This is a genomic window from Leclercia sp. 119287, assembly GCF_009734485.1.
Lineage (GTDB): Bacteria > Pseudomonadota > Gammaproteobacteria > Enterobacterales > Enterobacteriaceae > Enterobacter > Enterobacter adecarboxylatus_C.
Genome location: NZ_CP046445.1, coordinates 4065324 through 4084871, shown reverse-complemented (window position 1 = coordinate 4084871; position 19548 = coordinate 4065324). Strand labels below are relative to the sequence as shown.

Sequence of the window (19548 nt, the reverse complement as noted above, 5' to 3'; positions counted from 1 at the left end):
GGCCGCATCTCCCCGTAGGTCCGTGCAAGCGTAGCGCCGCCGGGCAAGCCGTTTCCGGCTATTCTTCAGAGAGCCTTTCCATTCACCTGGAGCCGACCATGAAACCTCTCTCGATCCTGTCCGCCGCCGTCGTCCTTTCCCTCTCTCTCTTTACCACCCACGTTGAGGCTGCCCTCGAGGCAGGCAGCCATGCGCCCAACTTCACGCTGCAGGGCGCGCTGGCAGGAAAACCACTGACCTTCTCCCTGCAACAGGCGCTGCAAAAAGGGCCGGTGGTGCTCTACTTCTTCCCGGCAGCGTTCAGCAAGGGTTGCAACATCGAAGCCAACGCCTTTGCCGACGCCACCGACGAATTTAACAGGCTTGGCGCCAGCGTGGTGGGCGTCACCGCCGGGAATGTCGAACAGGTGGATGAGTTTTCCAGAAAAGAGTGCCGCGATAAATTCACCGTCGCCGCCGATCCCGGGGCGAAGGTCGCCAGGCAGTACCAGACGCTGATGCAGCTGAACGGCAAAACCCTCTCCGAACGCACGTCGTTTGTCATTGCGCCCGATGGTAAAATCCTGCTGAGCTATACCGACCGTAGCCCCGAAGCGCATATCCAGAAAACGATGGCAGCCGTTAAGCAGTACGCCGATTCGCATTCGTAGCGCCGTGGGGGTGTCATAAACAGGAGAGGGCATGACCCAGGCAATAATGCTGCAGGGAACCGCGTCCGATGTGGGAAAAAGCGTGCTGGCCGCCGGCCTGTGCCGCATTTTTTATCAGGACGGCTGGCGCACCGCGCCGTTTAAATCACAGAACATGGCGCTCAACTCCGGCATCACGCCGGACGGCAAAGAGATGGGCCGGGCGCAAATCATGCAGGCCGAAGCGGCCGGGGTTGTGCCGGATGTGCGGATGAATCCGGTCCTGCTCAAACCCTCCGCGGACGGTCAGGCTCAGGTGGTGCTGATGGGCGAGGTGGCAAGCAGTATGGATGCGGCCCGCTATCACGACTTCAAACCGCGCCTGCGGGAGCAGATCGCCGGGGTGTATCAGAGCCTGGCGCGGGAGCATCAGATCCTGGTGCTGGAGGGGGCGGGTAGCCCGGCGGAGATCAACCTCCGCGATCGCGATATCGCCAATATGGGGATGGCGGAGATCGCCCGGTGTCCGGTGATCCTGGTGGCCGATATCGATCGGGGTGGAGTGTTTGCCGCCATCTACGGCACCCTGGCGCTGTTGCAGGAGCACGAGCGCTGGCGGGTCAAAGGCGTGATCATCAACAAGTTTCGCGGCGATGTGGCGCTGCTCTACTCCGGGTTACAGCAGATTGAGTCCTTAACCGGCGTACCGGTGCTGGGGGTGATGCCGTGGCTGGATCTCGATCTGGAGGAGGAGGATGGCGTGGCGCTCCAGCGGGGCAATACGCGCCATCGTCAGGCGCGCGAGATCGACATTGCCGTGGTGCACCTGCCGCATATCGCCAACTTCACCGATTTTAACGCCCTGTCGGCGCAGCCGGACGTACGCGTGCGCTACGTCAGCCAGCCGCGGGAGCTGGACGAGGCCGACCTGCTGATCCTGCCGGGCAGCAAAAACACCCTTCACGATCTGAACTGGCTGCGCGACAGCGCGATGGCGCATGCCCTGCTGAAGCGACACCGGGACGGCGTGCCGCTGCTCGGGATCTGCGGCGGGTATCAGATGCTGGGCGACACCCTGATTGATGAGGTGGAATCCGGCCTCGGGCGGATGCCCGGTCTGGGGCTGCTCGATACCGTAACGCAGTTTGCCCGTCACAAAACTACCACCCAGGTCAGCGCCCGGATGGCGGCGTCGCTGCCCGGCTGGCTGGCCCCTCTCGCCGGAATGGCGGTGCGTGGGTATGAGATCCACATGGGGCAAACCGCGCGGGCCGACGGGGCGCAGCCGGCGCTGTGGCTGGAAAAAGAGAATGCGCAGGTTGCCGACGGGGCGGTGAGCGACGATGGGCTGGTGTGGGGCACCTATCTGCACGGTCTGTTCGACAGCGATGCCTTTACCCGCGCGCTGGTGGACAGCCTGCGGGCACGTAAAGGGTTACTTCCTCTCGAAACCGCGCCAGAATACGCCAGCTATAAAGACCAGCAGTTTGACCAGCTGGCGCAGGCGATGCGCCAGCACGTTGATATCGCCAGAATCTATCAGATCATGCGTGAGCATCAGGAGTGCAAGGAATGATTGTCGTGACCGGAGGGGCGCGCAGCGGTAAGAGCGCCCACGTTGAGGGGCTGGTCGCCCGCCACTATTCGCAGGTTTTATATATCGCCACCTCCACCGTCACCGACGAGGAGATGGCGGCGCGTATCGCCCGGCATCGCGCCCAGCGGCCCGCCCACTGGCGCACCCTGGAGCGTTATCGCGATCTGGGGGCCGCTATCCACCAGCAGGTTCAACCCGGCGAAGCGGTGGTGATCGAGTGCATCACCACGATGCTGGCGAACCTGCTGTACGACGCCTCGGGCGGGGCCGATCCCGACACCCTGGACTTTGCGGCGCTGGAGTCTGGATTGCAGCAGCATATCGACGATCTGATTGCCGCCTGCCTGGCGACCCGCGCCCCGGTGTACATCGTTACCAATGAGCTGGGGATGAGCATCACCCCGGAAAACCGTCTGGCGCGGCATTTTGTCGATATTGCCGGACGGGCAAATCAGAAACTGGCCCAGGCGGCAGAAGAGGTCTGGCTGGTGGTCTCAGGGATTGGAGTCAAAATTAAATGAGCTTAGCGATGTTGTGGGCGACGCTGCGCCTGATGTCACGCATTCCGGTACCGGAAAAATGGGCCGACGGGGTGGAGTTCCGCCAATTGGCCCGCGGGGTGCCGTGGTTTGTGCTGGTTGGCGCGACGATCGGCGCGCTGGCCGGGCTGCTGGCGCTGGTGGTGAGCCAGACCGGCGGCGGGATCTATATTGCCGCCGCCGCTTACGTGCTGGCGCTGGTGCTGCTCACCGGCGGTTTTCATCTGGACGGACTTGCCGACACCTGCGACGGCATCTTCTCGGCCCGCAGCCGGGAGCGGATGCTGGAGATCATGAAGGACAGCCGGCTGGGCACCTTTGGCGGCCTGGCGCTGGTGTTTGCCATTCTGCTGAAAGTCTTCGCCGTGATTGGCCTGGCGCATCTTCCCGCCAAAGAGTGGTTCATGCTGTTGGTGTGCGCCCCCATCGCCGGACGCGCCGCGCTGGTGCTGGGGATGTACGGCCAGCGCTACGCCCGCGAAGGCGAAGGGATGGGCAGCCTTTATATCGGCCAGGTGAGCTTCCGTAATGCGGCGCTGACCCTGCTGGGCGGGGCAATAGCTGTGGGGCTGATCGGCGGGCTGCACGGGCTGGCGGCGATGCTGGTCACTTACGTCGTGATTTATGGTCTGGTGCACTATCTCCGCCGTCGTCTCGGCGGGCAGACCGGGGATACCCTGGGGGCGCTGGCCGAAACCGCAGAGATCGTCTTTCTGCTGGCATTAATGTGGGTCTGAACATGCGATTTTTTCTGGTTCGTCACGGACAAACCGCGGCCAACGCCAGCGGCCTGTTCTACGGCAGCACCGACGTGCCCCTGACGCCGCTGGGGATTGAGCAAAGCACGCGGGTGGGCGCTTTACTGGCGGAGGTGTCGTTCAGCGAGGCGATATCCAGCCAGCTGCAGCGCGCGCAGCAGACCGCGGAATTGATCGTCCCGGTGACCGGGAGCGATCCGCGGCTCAACGAGATGGATTTTGGCCGCTGGGAGATGCGGCATTTCAGCCATATTGCCGAAGAGGAACCCGAAGCCTGGCAGAGCTGGCTGGATGACTGGCAAAACGCCACCCCCAGCGGCGGCGAGCCCTTCCCGCACTTTGCCGGGCGGGTGAAGGCCGTGGCGGACGAGTTAACCCAGCGCCAGGAGTCGGGCGACATGCTGATCGTGGCGCACCAGGGCGTACTTAGCCTGCTGCTGGCCCACTGGTTAAAAATGCCGTCTGACTCCCTGTGGCACTTCCCCTTCCGGCAGGATGCTTACACGATGGTAGAAAATCGCGGCGGATTTATGCTGCTACGCGCCTTTAACGACCGGAGTCCTTTCCGGGAAGAAGAATGAGAACAATACCGATGCAGACAATACAGGACCTGCTGGCCGCTATTGCGCCGCTGGATAAGAACAAACAGGCGCAGGCGGCACAGCATATCGATGGTCTGGTGAAACCGCTCAACAGCCTGGGACGGCTGGAAACCCTGGCTATCCAGCTGGCGGGGATGCGGGGCTTAACCCGGCTCGACGATCTGCAAAAAGAGATCGTTGTGATGTGCGCCGATCACGGCGTCTACGAGGAGGGGGTCGCCATCAGCCCGCAGCAGGTAACGCACCTGCAGGCGCTGAATATGATCAAGGGCACCTCCGGCGTCTGCGTGCTGGCGAAAAACAGTGGCGCGACTGTGCTGCCGGTAGATATCGGCATCGACTGCGAGCCGATCGAGACGATGCTGAGCCTGAAGGTGGGGCGTGGCAGCGGTAACATCGCCCGTGGCCCGGCGATGAGTCGTGATGACGCCGAACAGCTGCTGCTGCGCAGCGCCCGGCTGGTGCAACAGCGTGCCGCAGAGGGGATCGCGGTGTTTGGCACCGGCGAGCTGGGTATCGCCAACACCACGCCGGCCTCGGCGATTATCAGCGTGCTCAGCGGCTGCGATCCGCAAGAGGTGGTGGGGATTGGCGCTAACCTGCCGGCGGATCGGATCCAGCATAAAGAGGCGATTGTCCGTCAGGCGATTGCGGTCAATCAGCCCGATCCCGGCGATGCCATCGATGTACTGGCGAAAGTGGGCGGCTACGATCTGGTGGGGATGGCCGGGGTCATTCTCGGCGCGGGAGCGTGCGGGCTGCCGGTGGTGCTGGACGGTTTTCTCTCCTATGCCGCGGCGATGGCCGCCTGCCAGCTTGCGCCTGAGGTGAAAAACTACTGCATCCCATCGCATTGCTCGGCGGAAAAAGGGTCCCGACGGGCGTTAGACCACCTTGGCTTGACCCCTTATTTGTACTTGGATCTGCGTCTGGGCGAGGGGAGCGGGGCAGCGCTGGCGATGTCGATCGTCAGCGCCGCCGGAGCGATGTATGGCCAGATGGGGGGACTGGCTGAGAGCGGGATCAGCCTGAAAGCGTAATCTGCCGCTGATGCCATCGTCCGAGGAGCAGTACCGTGGTGAGCGCGCCGAGCAGGGCGCAGAACATATCGGACTGCGTATCCCAGGGATCGCCCTGGGTGCCGAGGAAATCATCCGCGCCCTGGCCCATCGCCAGCGCCGCCCACCACTCGATCAGCTCGTAGGTGGCGCTGATCGCCAGCGCAATACAGCACACCAGAAAGGCCGTCATCTTGCGGCCAGTGACGTAGCCGCCGCGCACCAGGATCTCCCGGGCCGCCAGCGCGGGCACCAGCCCCTGGAAAAAGTGCCCCAGCTTGTCGTACGGGTTGCGGCTCAGGTGGAACATCTCCTGAACGTCAAAGCCGATGGGGACTTTGGCGTAGGTGTACATCCCGCCCACCATCAGGATGATGGCATGCCAGAAGATCAGCGTGTAGAGCAGGGGAGTCAGCGGGTAGCGCCGTTGGGTGGCGAGCAGCAGCGGCACGATGATGATGACCGGCGTCACCTCCATCAGCCAGGTGGTTCGGTCCGCGGTATAGAGACCGGTATAAATCAGGATCAGCAGTAAAAGCAGCGCGCCGACCTTTAATCCAGAGGAGAGTGCAGTTTGCGTCATGTGAGTTAACTGTTGAGTAAAAACAGACACTATCGACCGACGCGGCGAAAAATACAATGTCTGGCAGCTGAGCATAAAAAAACGGGGCCATGCGTGGCCCCGTTGATCGTTCATAACAATCAGAACGACTTGCGTAAACGCAGACTGAAGGTGTGCGCCTGGTAGCGGTCGCCGGCCTGCAGATCGTAACGCGCGTCGAGGCTCAGATCGTTGGCGTCATACAGGGTGGTGCCCACGGCTACGCCCGCCATATCTTCCACCGGAGAGGCCCCTTTGGTGATAAAGCTGGTTTCACCGATAGCATCGGCGGCGTAGGTCGCATGGCTGCTGACCTGACGGTTATCGTACTGGTGGATCCAGGAGACCTGGGCGAACGGCGTCAGGTTACCCAGGCCGGTGGCGAAGGTCTTCCCGATGCGGGCACCGATATCGCTCACCACAGACTGCGCGTGGGTGCTGCTGACATCCAGCGCCATGCCGTTGCCGCCGGTTTCGCTGTAACCATCCACATGCTGATAGCCATAGGTCAGGCCCGCCAGCGGGGTCAGGACCACGTCAGCCGGCAGGGCAATTGGATAGCCAAGCTCGCTTTGCAGGGTGATGGACTGACCGTTGAACTTGCCGTGGGCAGCGCCGGAGAAGCCGGTGAAATCAGCGCGACGCACGGAGCTGTAGTTCTGACGGTTCAGACCTGCGGAGAGGTTCAGGTACCACGGATTGCCGGTGTAACCCGCGTAAGCAATTACCCCATAGTTATCGGCGGTAGAGTTGTTGCCGCTCAGGTTGTCTTTACCGTGCACGGAGGTGTTGCTGTAGTTCAGGGCTGCGCCCAGACGCCAGTCGTCACCCAGCGCGCGGTCGGCACCGATGATCAGGCCGCCAAACTTCGCGGTGTAGCCGCTGACGTTGTCGGTGCTGTCCTGGCGAGCGTAACCGCCGAACGGCTGACCCCAGACGATCCAGTTGTTGGCGTAGTCATCACCGGTTGCCACGCCGCTGGCGCCGGAGGCCTGCGGGTTACGTACGGCATCGATGTGAGCACCCACTACGGCCTGAGCAGTAGAGGTCGCAACGGTGGCTGCGGAGCTGGTGTTCAGGTTCTGGCTGGTAGAAAGACGCTCCCCGACGCGGTTCGCTTCCTGTTTATCTTCAATCGCCAGGGAGGCGTTGTACAGATTCAGCAGCTGTGGGGAGGCGATACCGGAGTAGTTCGCCAGCCCGCCGAGTGCCGCCGTGGCGCTCGGAATAGTGGCATAACCCCGTTTGGTCGGCTGAGCAGGTGCAGGTTCCGCTGGCGCAGGCTGCGTCGGCGGCGTTGGCACCGTGACGACCGGGGCAGTGACGTCGGGCTCTGTCACGACCGGCGGGGTGACTTCGGGTGTTGGCTCTGGCTGAGGCTCTACCGGCTCGATGATGACCGGCTCTGCACCCAGGGTTAACACCAGGGCCTTGCTTTCATCCATTTCAGCGACGCTGCCGTTGACCGTACCGCGATAGCCGAGGGCTTTGTAATTCAGCCGATCGGCGTGGTAATCGGTCTCTGCGCCTGCGGCATTGATGACCACATAACGCTGGCCTTCGGCGAACTGGTAAGTATTGCCGGTGCGCAGCAGATTAACGCTGGAACCCGCATCGATAATAGCATTGCCGGTGACGTTGAGGCGGCCATAGCCGGTATCGGCCAGCAGATCGCCGCGAGCATCCGCCAGATCGGAGACACCGGAAATCAGCGTCGCGGCGGCTTTCTGATGGTAATCGCCAGCGATGTTGATGCTGTTGTTTACCTGCAGGGAAGCCGCTTCGTTCACCACGGTGCCGTTTGATACAGGCTGCTCATCGCTCATCTGGAGTGACATCAGGCCGAATTCAGGCGTGCTGGTAACGATATTATCGTTCAGCAGCAGCGAGCCGGTGCCGAATATCACGTCGGAACCCTTAATGGTCCCTGTCGCGCCCTCGAGGCCGGTCAGCGTGCCCATGGTGGTGGTGCCACCGTTAATGTTTAATGTTGTCGCGTTTAAGGCGTAAATCTCACCAGCAATAACGCCACTGTTGGTCAGGGTCACGCCATCGCTGCTATTGCTACCGACCAGCAGCGCATAATAGCCGCCCGTTAACAGGCCATTGTTAACAATCTGCGTCGTTGCGCTCTGGTTGTAGTAGTTCCAGATATAGATCCCGCTCGAGTTGCCTGACAGCTCACCGTTGTTGATGATTGAACCAAGGGCGCCGTTGCTATAGATAGCGGTAAAATTGCCGGTGATTTGGCCGTTATTTTCAATGGTGTCGATAGTGCCATAGGTATTAATACCGGCGAAGCTGCCATTAATTTTATTATCATTGACGATGGAATTAATGGTGCTCTGGTTATCTATCCCGGAACTGCCGTAATTATCGGTCGCACCACCGTCAATCGTACCGGTGTTGTGCAACGTGCCAATCGTACCGTTATTAAAAATGGCGCTGTTTTGGCCGCTGTTGACGTTATTTTCGGCTGGGGTGAAGGAGATCACACCCGCATTGGCTAAGGTATCAATGGTTCCCTGGTTACTGATGGCGCGGGAACCAGAGATCTTACCTTCTGCGGTATTGATTAAGGTATTAATGGTCCCGGCATTGTCTATCGTGCCATTGTTATAAGAATTGAAGTCGTAGTTATTGTTGTAAGTATTCTGAACGCCCTTCATGGTGCCGCTGTTGGTGAGGGTGTTAATCATCCCCGATGCGCTTACCGCAACCACTTTGCCATTCTGGTACTGATTGAGGCTGGAAATGGTTCCGTTATTGTTAAGCTCACCCACGGTTCCATCAATCTGCACAACACTGCTGCTCAAAAATAATGGAACACTGACTACGTCGCTGATGGTGCCGTCATTGGTAAGCGTTGTGACAGTCACTCCCGAATTAACGGTTAAGGCCGAATCCGGGGCGCCCGTTACGCTCCCCGTCTGGGTGATATGCACTAACTCTTTTGCGTCAGCGATCTGAACGCTGCTTGCCGGTGTGTCGATAATTAATTCATGAGATGTGGCGTAGGCCTGCGCGGTCGTTGATGCCACCAGCAGAGAGATCAGCTGGCTAAGACGTTTCTTTTCCATGGTGTACCATCATAAAGTTGCGATGTTTGTGCAAAATGCAATTGTGATTTCTTCGGATTAATCCGATATCTTCGGGCGCAGAATATACAATTTGTTGCCGAAAACAATAAGCACTGCTTAATTATTTCCGGTTGAATTCATTCCACATATTTGGTCATGTTGATAATTTGAGTTAAGGCTGGTGCGGTATGAGGATATATCCTCACATTTTGCAGGGAACGATATTGATTAGTTTATCTTTATTATTGTCAGGGTGTATTACCGCCGAGCCGCTCAGTGCTGCGCATAAAATAGCCAATGAAAGTGGTCTGATCAGTGAGAAATTTGACACAGCTCCATTCCCTGTTGTTACCTGGCACCGGATTACGCCACCAGTGCAATCCCTACGGGTCTACATCGAAGGAGATGGCTTTGCCTGGAAGAGCCGCACAACGCCCTCTGATAATCCGACGCCGCGTCATCCGATCGGCCTGATGCTGGCCGCGGCGGACAGTCAGGCAAATGTGTTTTATCTTGCCCGGCCCTGCCAGTTCATCGGGCCGCCGCTGCCGGCTAACTGCCGCGTAAATATCTGGACGCAGGATCGCTTCTCGCCTGCGGTAATAGATGCGATGAACGAGGCGCTCAACCAGATGGTGCTGCGCTATCCGGGCGTGCAGCTCGATATGGTTGGCTACTCCGGGGGCGGCAATATCGCCGCCCTGCTGGCGAAACGCCGGGATGATGTGCGCTCCCTGCGCACGGTAGCAGGCAATCTCGACGTGGCGTATGTCAATACCCTGCATCGTGTCACCCCGATGCCCGCAGCCGAGAGCGCCATCGATCGTGCGCCCGCGCTTCGCGCCCTGCCGCAGATCCACTTCAGCGGCGAAGCCGATACCACCGTGCCACCCGCCGTCGCCCGACGTTTTCAACAGGCGGTGGGGGGAAGATGTGTGCAAACGGAGGTAGTCAGCGGGATGAAGCATGGTTCGGACTGGGCGGCCATCTGGCCGCGACTGCTGGCGCAAGGTTTGCCGGACTGCTGATGTGTGATCAACGTTGAATGACTTCAGGACGAATAATGAAAAAGAAAGAGTTTGTGACCCAGGATCTGCTGAGCAAAATCTATCAGGACACCACGGCGGGGCCACGTAAACTCCCCCCTGAACGGCAGCTGGCCGAAGAGTATGGCGTCTCGCGTTTCACCATCCGCCAGGCGCTGGAAAAACTGGTCAGTATTGGCGTGGTGCGGATCGTGCAGGGATCGGGGATCTGGATCAACGAGCACGCGCGCAATAATCCACTGATCTACAACTCGATCACGGAAAAGCGATTCGATCAGATGCGCTACCGGATGATCAGCCTGCATAAGACGAGGCCAGATCGCGCGGCGCAGCAGATCTTTGGCATCGATGAAGAGAGTTTTATCTGGCACTTTTGCCGCCTGCGCTACGTCGATGACCAGCCCGTACAGCTGGAAGTGTCCAGCATGCCGGCCGCCGATTTTCCCGATCTTAATCAGCAGGCGATTGAGCGTTCCATTCAGCAGTACGTATTAAATAAAGGGATGAACATTTCCCATATGTTGACCACCTACCGGGCGGTCATCGTCAGCCGCGAGCAGGCGGTGATCCTGGGCTGCAAAAAAGGCAGCCCGGCAATGCATATTAATAATCGCGGGATACTGGAGGGGGGCCGGGTATTTGAGGTAAGCGATATTATCGATATCAACTACACCTGCACCTGGGTCAGCCCCTATAACCGCGATAATTTCGCCTGGCGACAAAATCAGGGCGTATGAAGGGTGCCGTCCGGCAGGCGGCTTTGCGTCCACTCGTGCGGGCGATAGACCACCGGATACGCCAGGGCCAGCTCTTCATTAAAGCCGGTGCCGATGCCGGGCGCTGTCGGCGGATAGACAAACCCGTCCTTCACCTCAGGCGCGCCAGGGAAGACGCTGTCGGTGGACCTGGAACGCGGAATAAATTCCTGAATAGCCGCATTATGCAGGTGAATGTTCAGGTGCGTATTCACCGCCACGCCGATGGGCGTCATATCGCCGGGGCCATGCCAGGCGAGGCGCACGCCAAAGGCCTGACACAGATGCGCCAGCTTCAGTGCCGGGGTGATGCCGCCGATCTGCGAGATGTGGCAGCGAATAAAGTCGATACGGCGATTGACGATCAGGTCGTGCCATTCAGCCGGATTATTGAAGAGCTCGCCCATCGCCAGCGGCACACAGCTCTGCTGGCGAACCTGTTCCAGCCAGGCGCTCTGCTGTGGCGGCAGGATATCCTCGATAAAGTAGGGCTGATAAGGCTCAAGCTGTTTTGCCAGCTGCACTGCCTGCTGCGGGAATAAACGCTCGTGGACATCGTGTAAGAAATGGAGCTTCCGGCCATATTTTTCGCGCAGGGCGCGGAACATCTCCACGGTATTTGCCATGTACTCATGCTGATCGAACCAGGCACCCGGCGTCGGGTTCTCCGGGGCATGCAGCGCCGATGGCGTGCCGCCATAAAAACCGAGCTGACAGCGGATATGGCGATAGCCTTGCGCTACCAGTTTATCAACGGAGGCAAAGAGTTCCTCCAGCGTCTCGCCGCTGGCGTGGCTGTAAGCCGGGATCGCATCGCGGGATTTTCCGCCCAGCAGCTGATACAGCGGCATGCCGGCCTGTTGCCCTTTAATATCCCACAGGGCCATATCCACGCCGGAGATCGCGTTGTTCATCGCCGGACCGTTACGCCAGTAGGCGTTCACGTTCATCATTTGCCACAGATCTTCGATGTTATTGGCATCCCGGCCAATCAGCAGCGGTTTGAGATACTCATCCACCAGAGTTTTAACCGCCAGCGGGCGCTGCTGGAAGGTGGCACAGCCGTGTCCGACGGGGCCATGCTCCGTGGTAACGCGAACGGTGACCAGATTATGACGGTCCGGACGGGTAATAAAACACTCGATATTTTTGATAATCACAGGCGTCACGGGAAACTCCTTTGCGGCTCTGTGGAAATATGGAATGGGAATATCATCGCCCTAAAAATGTTTGCCGGTAAACCGTTTTTTTATTATTTATTTTGGTCAGTTATTTGATTCTATTTTAATTAAAAACCATACCAATTTTGGATTGATGGCGGTTTTATGGCTCTTTGCATGGTTAAATGTGAGCGATATCAACTTTTATTGGTTTGTTTTGCCTGGTTGGTTTATCTATTCTCGTGGCATCAATAAAACAACAACCATACCGGCAGGAGTCTTTATGGGGACGCAAGAAGCCATCAACAATATTATTCGTCTGGTCGGCGGCCAGGGGAATATTAATAAAGTCTGGCACTGTATGACGCGGCTACGGTTTGATCTCATCGACGATAATAAAGTCGACCAGACCGCGATCAAAAATCTGCCGGGGGTGCTGGGCGCGCAGCTGCAGAGCGATCAGTTTCAGGTGATCATTGGGCCGAAGGTGAACAGCTGGTACGAGCAAATGCTTAATGTGCTCGGTCAGGGAGCTGATACAGCGCCGACGGCGACAAAGGGGCGTAAAAGTCTGGTTTCCCTCTTTATGGATACCGTCTCGGGGGTGTTTGGTCCGATTGTCCCGGCCATTGCCGGTGCCGGGATGATAAAAGGCTTGCTGGCCGGGCTGATCGCGCTGAAGGTGGTGTCGGCGAAAAGCGATACCGTCATGGTTATCGACCTGATTGCCAGCGGCGTCTTCTATTTCCTGCCGTTCTTCCTCGCCGTGTCGGCGGCGAAGATCTTCAAGACCAATGAGTATCTTGCCGCGGCGGTTGCCGCCTGTCTGATGTATCCCTCCTTAATAGAAGCAGCGAAAGCGCTGGCGACGCATCAGGAAGGGGCGGTCAGCGCCCTCTGGTTAATGAATGCGATCCCGGTATCCGTCTTTAACTATGCCTCGAGCGTCATTCCGGTGATCTTCTCGGTGCTGGCATTGAGCTATATCCATCGCTGGGTAGACAGCATCATGCCGGATGTATTGAAAACCGTGTTCACGCCGACGCTTACTCTCTTTATAGGCGCTTTGGCGGCGCTGGTGGTGATCGGTCCGATTGGCATCTGGCTGGGTAAAGGACTCGCCTTCTTTATAGAAGGGCTGTTTGGCGTGTCGGCCAGCTTCGCCGGACTTATCGTCGGGGCCATCCGTCCGGTGGCGATCCTGACCGGTATGCATCACGCGATGACGCCGATTGCCCTGCAGAACTTTAGTGACCGAGGCTACGACATGCTGATGCCGATGATGTTTATGGCCAATATGGCGATTGCCGGGGCGACATTCGCTATCTGGCGTCTGAGCCGGGATCGTCAGGAGAAGACCGTTACGCTGTCGGCGGCCATCTCTGCGCTGCTGGGGATTACCGAACCGGCACTCTTTGGTGTCCTGACGCGCTACAAGAAAGCCTTTATTGCCGCCACGGTGGCCAGCTCGCTGGCATCAGCTTTTATTGCCTTCTTCGGCGTGCGTCTTTATGGCTACATTCTGTCGAGCATCTTCAGTTTGCCTGCTTATATAGGTCCGTACTTTGTCTTTGCTTTGGCAGGCGTGGCGATATCTTTGGTTCTCTCCTTTATGTTAACCACCATTCTGGTGAAGAAAGAGCAAGCCGCAGCGTGATTCAGAACCCGTTTTAGCGTATGTGTCGCAGGGAATATCAGCGCGTTTGTGGATAACTCTGTGGGCAAATGCGTATAAGGCGGGGTTTTGCTGGGGAATGCAGCAGTCAGTCATTTTTCTGTCATTTAAGGGTTGCGGCCCCGGGAGAACTCCCTATAATGCGCCTCCATCGACACGGAACAACGGCAAACAAGCCGCCGGGTCAGCAGAGAAAAGCGTGAAATTATCGCTTGACTCTGGAAGAGGAAAGCGTAATATACGCCACCTCGCAACGGTGAGCGAAAGCCGCGTTGCACTGCTCTTTAACAATTTATCAGACAATCTGTGTGGGCACTCAAAGTGACATGGATTCTTAACGTCGCAAGACGAAAAATGAATACCAAAGTCTCTGAGTGAACATACGTAATTCATTACGAAGTTTAATTCACGAGCATCAAACTTAAATTGAAGAGTTTGATCATGGCTCAGATTGAACGCTGGCGGCAGGCCTAACACATGCAAGTCGAGCGGTAGCACAGGGAGCTTGCTCCTGGGTGACGAGCGGCGGACGGGTGAGTAATGTCTGGGGAACTGCCTGATGGAGGGGGATAACTACTGGAAACGGTAGCTAATACCGCATAATGTCGCAAGACCAAAGAGGGGGACCTTCGGGCCTCTTGCCATCAGATGTGCCCAGATGGGATTAGCTAGTAGGTGGGGTAACGGCTCACCTAGGCGACGATCCCTAGCTGGTCTGAGAGGATGACCAGCCACACTGGAACTGAGACACGGTCCAGACTCCTACGGGAGGCAGCAGTGGGGAATATTGCACAATGGGCGCAAGCCTGATGCAGCCATGCCGCGTGTATGAAGAAGGCCTTCGGGTTGTAAAGTACTTTCAGCGAGGAGGAAGGCGGTGAGGTTAATAACCTCATCGATTGACGTTACTCGCAGAAGAAGCACCGGCTAACTCCGTGCCAGCAGCCGCGGTAATACGGAGGGTGCAAGCGTTAATCGGAATTACTGGGCGTAAAGCGCACGCAGGCGGTCTGTCAAGTCGGATGTGAAATCCCCGGGCTCAACCTGGGAACTGCATTCGAAACTGGCAGGCTAGAGTCTTGTAGAGGGGGGTAGAATTCCAGGTGTAGCGGTGAAATGCGTAGAGATCTGGAGGAATACCGGTGGCGAAGGCGGCCCCCTGGACAAAGACTGACGCTCAGGTGCGAAAGCGTGGGGAGCAAACAGGATTAGATACCCTGGTAGTCCACGCCGTAAACGATGTCGACTTGGAGGTTGTTCCCTTGAGGAGTGGCTTCCGGAGCTAACGCGTTAAGTCGACCGCCTGGGGAGTACGGCCGCAAGGTTAAAACTCAAATGAATTGACGGGGGCCCGCACAAGCGGTGGAGCATGTGGTTTAATTCGATGCAACGCGAAGAACCTTACCTACTCTTGACATCCAGAGAACTTAGCAGAGATGCTTTGGTGCCTTCGGGAACTCTGAGACAGGTGCTGCATGGCTGTCGTCAGCTCGTGTTGTGAAATGTTGGGTTAAGTCCCGCAACGAGCGCAACCCTTATCCTTTGTTGCCAGCGGTTAGGCCGGGAACTCAAAGGAGACTGCCAGTGATAAACTGGAGGAAGGTGGGGATGACGTCAAGTCATCATGGCCCTTACGAGTAGGGCTACACACGTGCTACAATGGCGCATACAAAGAGAAGCGACCTCGCGAGAGCAAGCGGACCTCATAAAGTGCGTCGTAGTCCGGATTGGAGTCTGCAACTCGACTCCATGAAGTCGGAATCGCTAGTAATCGTAGATCAGAATGCTACGGTGAATACGTTCCCGGGCCTTGTACACACCGCCCGTCACACCATGGGAGTGGGTTGCAAAAGAAGTAGGTAGCTTAACCTTCGGGAGGGCGCTTACCACTTTGTGATTCATGACTGGGGTGAAGTCGTAACAAGGTAACCGTAGGGGAACCTGCGGTTGGATCACCTCCTTACCTTAAAGAACCTGCCTTTGTAGTGTCCACACAGATTGTCTGATGAATGATGAACTTCTAAATGTACTTCCGAGTGCATTGAGAAGTTTTGCTCTTTAAAAATCTGGATCAAGCTGAAAATTGAAACGACACGCCGTGTCTGTTCTCCGTAATAAGAGCAGATAAGCGGTGTGTCAGAGTCTCTCAAATTTTCGCAATCATGAAGTGAAACATCTTCGGGTTGTGAGGTTAAGCGACCAAGCGTACACGGTGGATGCCTAGGCAGTCAGAGGCGATGAAGGACGTGCTAATCTGCGATAAGCGTCGGTAAGGTGATATGAACCGTTACAGCCGACGATTTCCGAATGGGGAAACCCAGTGTGTTTCGACACACTATCGTTAAGTGAATACATAGCTTAACGAAGCGAACCAGGGGAACTGAAACATCTAAGTACCCTGAGGAAAAGAAATCAACCGAGATTCCCCCAGTAGCGGCGAGCGAACGGGGAGCAGCCCGGAGTCTGAATCAGCATGTGTGTCAGTGGAAGCGTCTGGAAAGTCGCAGGGTACAGGGTGATACTCCCGTACACGAAGATACACCTGCTGTGAACTCGAAGAGTAGGGCGGGACACGTGGTATCCTGTCTGAATATGGGGGGACCATCCTCCAAGGCTAAATACTCCTGACTGACCGATAGTGAACCAGTACCGTGAGGGAAAGGCGAAAAGAACCCCGGCGAGGGGAGTGAAAAAGAACCTGAAACCGTGTACGTACAAGCAGTGGGAGCACCCTTGTGGTGTGACTGCGTACCTTTTGTATAATGGGTCAGCGACTTATATTCTGTAGCAAGGTTAACCGTATAGGGGAGCCGAAGGGAAACCGAGTCTTAACTGGGCGTTAAGTTGCAGGGTATAGACCCGAAACCCGGTGATCTAGCCATGGGCAGGTTGAAGGTTGGGTAACACTAACTGGAGGACCGAACCGACTAATGTTGAAAAATTAGCGGATGACCTGTGGCTGGGGGTGAAAGGCCAATCAAACCGGGAGATAGCTGGTTCTCCCCGAAAGCTATTTAGGTAGCGCCTCGTGAACTCATCTCCGGGGGTAGAGCACTGTTTCGGCTAGGGGGCCATCCCGGCTTACCAACCCGATGCAAACTGCGAATACCGGAGAATGTTATCACGGGAGACACACGGCGGGTGCTAACGTCCGTCGTGAAGAGGGAAACAACCCAGACCGCCAGCTAAGGTCCCAAAGTCATGGTTAAGTGGGAAACGATGTGGGAAGGCACAGACAGCCAGGATGTTGGCTTAGAAGCAGCCATCATTTAAAGAAAGCGTAATAGCTCACTGGTCGAGTCGGCCTGCGCGGAAGATGTAACGGGGCTAAACCATGCACCGAAGCTGCGGCAGCGACACTATGTGTTGTTGGGTAGGGGAGCGTTCTGTAAGCCGTTGAAGGTGTGCTGTGAGGCATGCTGGAGGTATCAGAAGTGCGAATGCTGACATAAGTAACGATAAAGCGGGTGAAAAACCCGCTCGCCGGAAGACCAAGGGTTCCTGTCCAACGTTAATCGGGGCAGGGTGAGTCGACCCCTAAGGCGAGGCCGAAAGGCGTAGTCGATGGGAAACAGGTTAATATTCCTGTACTCGGTGTTACTGCGAAGGGGGGACGGAGAAGGCTATGTTGGCCGGGCGACGGTTGTCCCGGTTTAAGCATGTAGGCGGAGGTTCCAGGTAAATCCGGAACCTTGTTAACGCTGAGGTGTGATGACGAGGCACTACGGTGCTGAAGCAACAAATGCCCTGCTTCCAGGAAAAGCCTCTAAGCATCAGGTAACATCAAATCGTACCCCAAACCGACACAGGTGGTCAGGTAGAGAATACCAAGGCGCTTGAGAGAACTCGGGTGAAGGAACTAGGCAAAATGGTGCCGTAACTTCGGGAGAAGGCACGCTGATGTGTAGGTGAAGCCCCTGCGGGTGGAGCTGAAATCAGTCGAAGATACCAGCTGGCTGCAACTGTTTATTAAAAACACAGCACTGTGCAAACACGAAAGTGGACGTATACGGTGTGACGCCTGCCCGGTGCCGGAAGGTTAATTGATGGGGTTAGCGGCAACGCGAAGCTCTTGATCGAAGCCCCGGTAAACGGCGGCCGTAACTATAACGGTCCTAAGGTAGCGAAATTCCTTGTCGGGTAAGTTCCGACCTGCACGAATGGCGTAATGATGGCCAGGCTGTCTCCACCCGAGACTCAGTGAAATTGAAATCGCTGTGAAGATGCAGTGTACCCGCGGCAAGACGGAAAGACCCCGTGAACCTTTACTATAGCTTGACACTGAACACTGGTCCTTGATGTGTAGGATAGGTGGGAGGCTTTGAAGCGTGGACGCCAGTCTGCGTGGAGCCATCCTTGAAATACCACCCTTTAATGGCTGGTGTTCTAACGTAGACCCGTGATCCGGGTTGCGGACAGTGTCTGGTGGGTAGTTTGACTGGGGCGGTCTCCTCCTAAAGAGTAACGGAGGAGCACGAAGGTTAGCTAATCCTGGTCGGACATCAGGAGGTTAGTGCAATGGCATAAGCTAGCTTGACTGCGAGAGTGACGGCTCGAGCAGGTGCGAAAGCAGGTCATAGTGATCCGGTGGTTCTGTATGGAAGGGCCATCGCTCAACGGATAAAAGGTACTCCGGGGATAACAGGCTGATACCGCCCAAGAGTTCATATCGACGGCGGTGTTTGGCACCTCGATGTCGGCTCATCACATCCTGGGGCTGAAGTAGGTCCCAAGGGTACGGCTGTTCGCCGTTTAAAGTGGTACGCGAGCTGGGTTTAGAACGTCGTGAGACAGTTCGGTCCCTATCTGCCGTGGGCGCTGGAGAATTGAGGGGGGCTGCTCCTAGTACGAGAGGACCGGAGTGGACGCATCACTGGTGTTCGGGTTGTCATGCCAATGGCACTGCCCGGTAGCTAAATGCGGAAGAGATAAGTGCTGAAAGCATCTAAGCACGAAACTTGCCCCGAGATGAGTTCTCCCTGACTCCTTGAGAGTCCTGAAGGAACGTTGAAGACGACGACGTTGATAGGTCGGGTGTGTAAGCGCAGCGATGCGTTGAGCTAACCGATACTAATGAACCGTGAGGCTTAACCTTACAACGCCGAAGCTGTTTCGGCGGATTTGAGAGATTTTCAGCTGATACAGATTAGTCACTGCGCCTGAGGGCGGGGTGAACAACAGAATTTGCCTGGCGGCTGTAGCGCGGTGGTCCCACCTGACCCCATGCCGAACTCAGAAGTGAAACGCCGTAGCGCCGATGGTAGTGTGGGGCCTCCCCATGCGAGAGTAGGGAACTGCCAGGCATCAAATACGCGAAAGCCCATCCTCCCGGATGGGCTTTTTGCGTTGCGCCGGGAAACCCCCCGGGCGGCGGCTGCGCCTTACCCGGCCTACAAGCTATTATCCTTTCTGCAGTAGAGTTACCTTCCATGTAAATGAGATTTATTATCAATAATACTTTACAGGCGAAACATAAAGATGTATTTTAAATGCATGTTTAAAGCCGGAGGTACTTATGAGCCATCACAGAATTCCCAAAAACTGGACCATCAAACGTTCCACTCCCTTCTTTACTAAAGATAATGTCCCCGCAGCGCTTCTGAGCCATCACAACACCGCAGCCGGAATTTTTGGCCAGCTCTGTGTAATGGAAGGGACTGTAACCTATTACGGCTTCGCCAATGAAGAGGCGACGGAGCCAGAAGTAAAAGTCGTGATTAACGCAGGCACCTTTGCGACCAGCCCACCGCAGTACTGGCACCGTATTGAGATGACCGACGATGCGCAGTTTAATATCAATTTCTGGGCTGAACCGGCGTTCTCCGGTGAAGAAGTTTACAGCGCGAAAAAGGCATAATCCCGATGCTCCCTTATCCTTAATAAGGGAGCCCCTTCATACGGTGTGAAAGCGTTATGATCACTTTCTTCAGACACTCTTCAACGCGGGTCGACTACGGCGAACAGGAATCCTGTGGGGAGCAACTTCTGCTGCACGTGGCTGAATACCAGGAATATCTCTCCTGTGAAGCCCCATTTTGCCCGACCATA

Annotated in this window: 13 protein-coding genes and 3 rRNA genes; 13 read left to right on the top strand and 3 right to left on the bottom strand. The window is 56.7% G+C overall.

Annotated elements, in window-relative coordinates; genetic code table 11:
- Positions 1-98 precede the first annotated feature (98 nt).
- From GNG27_RS19575 to cobT, 6 genes are read left to right on the top strand one after another with little or no spacing between them, the layout of a single operon-like run.
- A complete protein-coding gene (locus GNG27_RS19575) occupies positions 99-650 on the top strand; it encodes a peroxiredoxin (protein WP_156264620.1) in 552 nt (183 codons plus the stop codon).
- A 31-nt stretch (positions 651-681) separates the two neighbouring features.
- Positions 682-2205: a cobyric acid synthase gene (locus GNG27_RS19570; RefSeq protein WP_156264619.1), complete on the top strand. Its 1524-nt coding sequence runs from the start codon at positions 682-684 to the stop codon at positions 2203-2205.
- Entirely contained in the window at positions 2202-2747 is a 546-nt protein-coding gene (cobU, locus tag GNG27_RS19565) for a bifunctional adenosylcobinamide kinase/adenosylcobinamide-phosphate guanylyltransferase (protein WP_142487074.1), read from the top strand. Before GNG27_RS19570 ends, cobU begins: the two co-directional genes overlap by 4 nt.
- A complete protein-coding gene (gene cobS, locus GNG27_RS19560) occupies positions 2744-3502 on the top strand; it encodes an adenosylcobinamide-GDP ribazoletransferase (RefSeq protein WP_142487073.1) in 759 nt (252 codons plus the stop codon). The genes cobU and cobS overlap by 4 nt, the downstream gene beginning before the upstream one ends.
- Before the next feature lie 2 nt (positions 3503-3504).
- The gene (gene cobC / locus GNG27_RS19555; protein ID WP_197090544.1) at positions 3505-4104 is read left to right on the top strand and encodes an alpha-ribazole phosphatase; all 600 of its coding nucleotides are present in this window, start codon (positions 3505-3507) and stop codon (positions 4102-4104) included.
- 11 nt (positions 4105-4115) lie between these two features.
- Positions 4116-5165, top strand: a complete 1050-nt coding sequence (gene cobT / locus GNG27_RS19550; protein ID WP_156264618.1) for a nicotinate-nucleotide--dimethylbenzimidazole phosphoribosyltransferase — start codon at positions 4116-4118, stop codon at positions 5163-5165.
- On the opposite strand, the gene GNG27_RS19545 is transcribed toward cobT, so the two are convergent.
- Both GNG27_RS19545 and GNG27_RS19540 read right to left on the bottom strand, forming a co-directional pair.
- Complete coding sequence (locus tag GNG27_RS19545) at positions 5149-5766, bottom strand: DUF2238 domain-containing protein (RefSeq protein ID WP_156264617.1); 618 nt, start codon at positions 5764-5766, stop codon at positions 5149-5151. The two genes, cobT and GNG27_RS19545, sit on opposite strands and share 17 nt — an antisense overlap.
- Before the next feature lie 119 nt (positions 5767-5885).
- Positions 5886-8864, bottom strand: coding sequence for an autotransporter outer membrane beta-barrel domain-containing protein (locus GNG27_RS19540; RefSeq protein ID WP_156264616.1), 2979 nt, complete (start codon positions 8862-8864; stop codon positions 5886-5888).
- A 374-nt stretch (positions 8865-9238) separates the two neighbouring features.
- Between GNG27_RS19540 and GNG27_RS19535 the strand changes: the two genes are divergently transcribed.
- Together GNG27_RS19535 and GNG27_RS19530 are read left to right on the top strand one after the other, a co-directional pair.
- Positions 9239-9892 carry an alpha/beta hydrolase gene (locus tag GNG27_RS19535; protein ID WP_370462881.1) on the top strand — a complete coding sequence of 218 codons (654 nt, stop codon included), beginning with the start codon at positions 9239-9241 and terminating at the stop codon, positions 9890-9892.
- A gap of 35 nt (positions 9893-9927) precedes the next feature.
- Positions 9928-10647 (top strand): GntR family transcriptional regulator, encoded by a 720-nt coding sequence (locus GNG27_RS19530; protein ID WP_156264614.1) that lies wholly within the window; start codon positions 9928-9930, stop codon positions 10645-10647.
- On the opposite strand, the gene GNG27_RS19525 is transcribed toward GNG27_RS19530, so the two are convergent.
- Positions 10635-11834, bottom strand: a complete 1200-nt coding sequence (locus tag GNG27_RS19525; protein WP_156264613.1) for an enolase C-terminal domain-like protein — start codon at positions 11832-11834, stop codon at positions 10635-10637. The two genes, GNG27_RS19530 and GNG27_RS19525, sit on opposite strands and share 13 nt — an antisense overlap.
- Before the next feature lie 274 nt (positions 11835-12108).
- Here GNG27_RS19525 and GNG27_RS19520 point away from each other — a divergent pair, with 274 nt between their 5' ends.
- The 5 genes from GNG27_RS19520 to GNG27_RS19500 all read left to right on the top strand — a co-directional run bounded on the left by GNG27_RS19520 (position 12109) and on the right by GNG27_RS19500 (position 19357).
- Entirely contained in the window at positions 12109-13482 is a 1374-nt protein-coding gene (locus GNG27_RS19520; protein ID WP_156264612.1) for a PTS transporter subunit EIIC, read from the top strand.
- 441 nt (positions 13483-13923) lie between these two features.
- Positions 13924-15463 (top strand): 16S ribosomal RNA (locus tag GNG27_RS19515).
- Between the two features lie 226 nt (positions 15464-15689).
- A 23S ribosomal RNA gene (locus GNG27_RS19510) occupies positions 15690-18595 on the top strand.
- Between the two features lie 92 nt (positions 18596-18687).
- A 5S ribosomal RNA gene (gene rrf / locus GNG27_RS19505) occupies positions 18688-18803 on the top strand.
- Together the 16S, 23S and 5S rRNA genes form the textbook arrangement of a ribosomal RNA operon.
- A 212-nt stretch (positions 18804-19015) precedes the next feature.
- Positions 19016-19357, top strand: a complete 342-nt coding sequence (locus GNG27_RS19500) for a DUF1971 domain-containing protein (protein WP_142487064.1) — start codon at positions 19016-19018, stop codon at positions 19355-19357.
- Positions 19358-19548 lie beyond the last annotated feature (191 nt).